The organism is Variovorax sp. Varisp36, assembly GCF_047304235.1.
Classification (GTDB): Bacteria; Pseudomonadota; Gammaproteobacteria; order Burkholderiales; family Burkholderiaceae_C; genus Variovorax.
In genome coordinates, this window is the sequence record NZ_JBGLYU010000122.1 from 1 (window position 1) to 256 (window position 256).

Below are 256 nucleotides of genomic sequence, written 5' to 3' on the forward strand. Positions count from 1 at the left end.
GCTAAGGCTGCGCTTCATCGGTACGTCGAGACGAAACAACTCAAGACTTCATCCCAACAACTCGTTTGCGTGGCTCCCGGCATCATTGGCGACGCCGGCATGACGCTTCGTCGAGCTGATAAGCATAACCTGATGGCTCGGCAAATGGCGCACCGCAAGCGGCGCTTTATCGAGGCGATCGAAGTCGCGCGATTAATCCATTTTCTCTTGTACGTCGATCAAGGATATCTGTCCGGGATCGTCATTCGTATGAATG

General features: G+C 53.5%; 1 protein-coding gene. It reads left to right on the forward strand.

Going from position 1 to position 256, the window contains the following annotated elements; translation table 11 throughout:
• Nucleotides 1-69 precede the first annotated feature (69 nt).
• The coding region (locus ACCD11_RS28430; RefSeq protein WP_413316479.1) for a hypothetical protein at nucleotides 70-256 on the forward strand (187 nt) is incomplete at its 3' end.